5 protein-coding genes are annotated in these 4,494 nt (G+C 33.6%); 3 read left to right on the top strand and 2 right to left on the bottom strand.

Annotation, left to right across the window (positions count from 1 at the left end; genetic code table 11):
- Positions 1-374 precede the first annotated feature (374 nt).
- Together U0839_RS08500 and U0839_RS08505 are read left to right on the top strand one after the other, a co-directional pair.
- Positions 375-1,169: an AzlC family ABC transporter permease gene (locus U0839_RS08500; RefSeq protein ID WP_155564977.1), complete on the top strand. Its 795-nt coding sequence runs from the start codon at positions 375-377 to the stop codon at positions 1,167-1,169.
- Entirely contained in the window at positions 1,162-1,470 is a 309-nt protein-coding gene (locus U0839_RS08505) for an AzlD family protein (protein ID WP_110439386.1), read from the top strand. Before U0839_RS08500 ends, U0839_RS08505 begins: the two co-directional genes overlap by 8 nt.
- Positions 1,471-1,505: 35 nt before the next feature.
- Here the strand turns inward: U0839_RS08505 and rpoH are convergent, their stop codons facing one another.
- Complete coding sequence (rpoH, locus tag U0839_RS08510; protein ID WP_122122994.1) at positions 1,506-2,414, bottom strand: RNA polymerase sigma factor RpoH; 909 nt, start codon at positions 2,412-2,414, stop codon at positions 1,506-1,508.
- 373 nt (positions 2,415-2,787) lie between these two features.
- On the bottom strand, positions 2,788-3,777 hold the full coding sequence (locus U0839_RS08515) for an RluA family pseudouridine synthase (RefSeq protein WP_413550473.1): 990 nt from the start codon (positions 3,775-3,777) through the stop codon (positions 2,788-2,790).
- A gap of 111 nt (positions 3,778-3,888) precedes the next feature.
- Here U0839_RS08515 and U0839_RS08520 point away from each other — a divergent pair, with 111 nt between their 5' ends.
- Positions 3,889-4,170, top strand: a complete 282-nt coding sequence (locus U0839_RS08520) for a hypothetical protein (RefSeq protein ID WP_155564980.1) — start codon at positions 3,889-3,891, stop codon at positions 4,168-4,170.
- Positions 4,171-4,494: the final 324 nt, after the last annotated feature.

Below are 4,494 nucleotides of genomic sequence, written 5' to 3' on the forward strand. Positions count from 1 at the left end.
GAATAAAAGATTTTTATTAAGAAAATTTTAATGAATTTTATTCAAAAAAAGATTTGAAAATTAATATTTATATGAAAAAGAAACAAAAACCACCTTTTAATATATGTTCAAGAAATGATTTAAGGATATATTATAGATAATTTTATTTTATTGCTTAAATATAATGATCGAAAAGATAGATTGTAACTAAGAATCATTTGAAACAAATTTATCTGATCGTAAAATTAATAACAGTATGTTTTAAATTTTTTTATCTTTTGAAATTTGTTGTAGATTTAATATATTCCAAAAGAAAAATTTTAAAAAAAACTGTTTTATTAACAGCTTAATAGATAATTATCAAATATTATTTTGACCAATTCAATGTGATGCACATGGTTATCCAAATATTCAATAAAAAAAATAACGGGTTAACATCTGATTCCAATAAAGAAAAACGCGTAGGATCAAATATACGCAGGGAAATTCTGAGAGCTTTAAAGACAGCTTTTCCTTTAATGTTAAGTGTCATTCCTTTTGGTCTGTTATTGGGGGCGCAGGCAAAGATACATGGATTGTCAACGCTTGAGCTCTGGTTAATGTGCAGTTTAAATTTTGCTGGCGGATCTGAATTTGTCGCGATTAATTTATGGCAAAAAACACCGCCATTATTATTGATTGTTGCGATGACCTTACTGGTGAATTGCCGTCATATTTTAATGGGCGCCACCATGATACAGTTTTGCAAGCATTTTTCATTAAAAAGGATTTTACCATCTTTTTTCTTTTTATGTGATGAATGTTGGGCATTGTCATTGCAGGACTGTTATCACAGGTTAAAAAAAGTCATTAGTCCATCTTTTAGCTATATATTTTATATGACTGTAGGAGTTTCTTTGTATCTTGTCTGGGTTACAAGTGCCGTGATAGGAATTTTATTGGGGCCTTTATTTGGCAATCTTTTGCATTATGGATTTGATATGGCGTTTGCAGCCATATTCATTGTTTTACTTCGTGGTATGTGGCTGGGATGGCGAAAAGGCATTATCTGGGCAAGTAGCCTTATAACTGCCTGTATAGTGTATATGTTTGTGCCTGGGGAATGGTATATTATTGCGGGTACTTTGACCGGAATAATATTTGTCTTTCTGGTTCCCAATCACATGCTGCAGGCATCAAAAAATGTTTAGTACCTACATTAATGAACACGCTTTTCTGACGATTATATTCATGGGGATGGTAACATATCTGACACGAATTGGTGGATACCTTGTTTTTAGTAAATATGATCATCCCCGATTAAAGAACATATTGGAAATTGTTCCTGGATGCGTAATGATTTCCTTGATCGCACCTTATTTTGTTACAGGACGGATGGCAGATATGATTGCATTAATCTTTACGGTAACGGCGGCTATTCGATGCTCTTTTTTGGTTACACTGATTATCGCGATAGGATCAGCTGGATTATTACGATATCTTCTAGGTTAAATACGCCATAATCCAGCTTGTTATGTTTTATATTTTTAGGCAATAGCTACCTGGTTTATTGAGTTTTTAAATCCAATATCTGAACCATGTGCTTTTTGAATAATTTCTTGCAATTTTTCAAAAGCACGGGTTTCAATCTGACGGATACGTTCTCTGGAAATTTTATAGACTTTTGAAAGTTCTTCCAAAGTTGCAGGTTTATCTTTTAACCTACGCTCCGTTAATATTTCACGTTCTCTGGGTTTTAAGCCTTCCATCGCTTTTTGTAGAATATTATGACGTTGGGATAGTTCTTCACGTTCGGCATAGCTCTCTTCCTGGTTAATGGCGTCATCAACCAGCATATTCTGCCATTCGTTATAATCACTGTCGTTTCCCATAGGGGTATTTAGGCTGTGATCTTGAGCGCTTAACCGTTGATTCATACTTTGAATCTCGGATGTAGTTACCCCAAGTTTCTCCGAGATTGTTTCCAATTGTTCCGGGGTTAGATCAGTGTCACTAAAGGCCTTAATCTGGCTTTTAACGCGACGTAAATTGAAAAAAAGCTTTTTTTGAGCAGCGGTTGTCCCTATTTTAACCAAAGACCAGTTGTGAAGAATATATTCCTGAATGGCCGCTTTAATCCACCAAATTGCATAGGTTGTAAACCGGAACCCACGGTCTGGATTAAAACGTTGGATGGCTTGAAGCATACCTATATTTCCCTCACTTATCAATTCATTCAGGGGCAAGGCATAGCGTTTGTATGTTGTGGCTATTTTAACGACTAATCTTAAATGTGCATTGATCAATTTATGTGCAGCCTGTATATTTCCCTCCTCTTTCCACTGTTTCGCATAGGTGAATTCCTCTTCAGCTGTTAAGAGGGGAAATTTGCGGATATTCTGGATATATTGTGTAATGTTGTTTTCTGGCGTGATATCTAACATTGAAGGAACCATTGATTTGTACCTTTATGATGTTATGGTCTGCGTAAAACAGAACACATGTCTTGTTGATCTTTATTGTATTTTTAATTAATGCAGTTGACCCACATTTATATTTTATGAAGTTTGTTTTGTTTACGAACATTGTTATATCAGACTAATTTAGTCCTGTCAAAAAAAATAACATAAAAATAAAGTATATTTTCATCGATAAATTCGATTATAGGTAATAAAAATTGAACTGGTTAATATTTATAGAGTTTAAAACATGTATTTTACAAAATTTTAATCTTTATAATTAATAATTTATTACTAAAATTTTAACAAGTTCTTTTTTTCTTTGCAAGAGTGTTTATTTCGAATCGAAAAATAAGGATTTATTATATCTTTATTTTTCCGTAGTTATTTTCTTTATTAAACGTTCCATATCCTGGGGCAATGATGTTTCAAACTCATGATATTTATTGCTTATGGGATGATTAAATCCTAAAAGTGTCGCATGCAGGGCCTGTCTGGGAAAATCAAGAAGTTCATTTCTTTGATCTATGGGTAAGATTTTTGCAATGGCGGGAATCCGCTTAAGATATACGGGATCACCTATTAAGGGGTGACCTTGTTTCGATAAATGCACACGAATCTGGTGAGTGCGTCCTGTATCAAGTTTACACTGAATAAAGCTTACAGCTGGATTTATTATTTTTTGAATTTTATAATTTGTTTTGGCATATTTTCCACCTTTTTTGACAATTGTCATTTTTTTACGATCATAGGGGTCACGACCGATATTTCCCTCAATAGACCCTGGACTTGGGTTTGGTATTCCCCAACAGATGGCATGATATAACCGGTTTATGGTTCGATCTGCAAAATCAGCGGATAGTTTGCTTAAGGCTTGTTCAGATTTTGCGACAACCATTACTCCAGAAGTGTCTTTGTCCAGCCGATGAATGATTCCGGGACGTTTTTCTCCTCCTATTCCTGACAGGCTGTCTCCACAATGCGCCAAAAGAGCATTGACCAAGGTACCATTTTCATTTCCCGGGGCTGGATGTACAACTAATCCAGCCGGTTTATTGATTACGATAAGATGATTGTCTTCAAATAGAATTTCCAGGGGAATGTCCTGAGGTATCAATGAATACTCTTTTACTTCAGGGATTTGCAATTCAATTTTATCATTTGTTTTAATGGGAGTTGATGGATTTTTAACAGGGACATGATTACGTTTACAATGTCCTTGTTCAATGAGTGCTTTAATTCTTGATCGTGAATAATTTTGATAGGTTTTGCTTAAAAATCGATCAAGTCTTAAATTATTGTATTTTTCTTGAACTGAAGTTACAAGCAAAGTTGAGTCGATCGTGTTTGAACCATTCATACAGAAAGTACCTTAATGTCAATGAATATATCCCTTGAAAACAAAGATTCTTTATCACGAAAAAATAAAGGATTGTTAGCTTTAGTTGTATTTTTGGGAATTCTGATAATAATGGCCACAACGATACTGGTTTTCGCAATTATCAGTCGTATAACTCATAAGAAAAACGATTCTGTCATGATTTATGAAAATTCACTAAAAATTACACGTCCAATCAGTATATTGCAAGAACCTAAAGGGACACGGATAGAAAAGGTCACACGTCAGTCTGACAGGATGGTATTGATAACATTGAGAGGTGGAGGGCCTGATCGTTTGATTTTCTGGGACATTGATCAACAAAAAAAGGTGGCGGAAGTTAAAATTATCGATTCGGGGATTGATGATAAATAGTTTGTTAATTGAAAAAGAATTTTTATGAAACACCTTGCATATATTCGGATTTATAATATGAATAGTTATTGCAATTATCAAATAAAAAAACAAGAAATAATATATGTATGGATTTTTATACTTTGTTTTACTTTATAAAAAAATGTAATATTTTGATATTTTAATGACAATTGAGAAAAATAGTATATAATTGAATTATAACAATCATTTAAAGGAGAATTGTTATGAGTAAACATGAAGTATCAAAAAAAGAAGCTCACAAAGCTGCCGAAACGCTAAGGGATCCTAAAGCTAGTAAATGTGATAAATCCGAAGCAGGTTCTG

Origin of the sequence: Commensalibacter sp. A3DC, from assembly GCF_047307945.1 — a bacterium.
GTDB classification, from domain to species: domain Bacteria; phylum Pseudomonadota; class Alphaproteobacteria; order Acetobacterales; family Acetobacteraceae; genus Commensalibacter; species Commensalibacter melissae.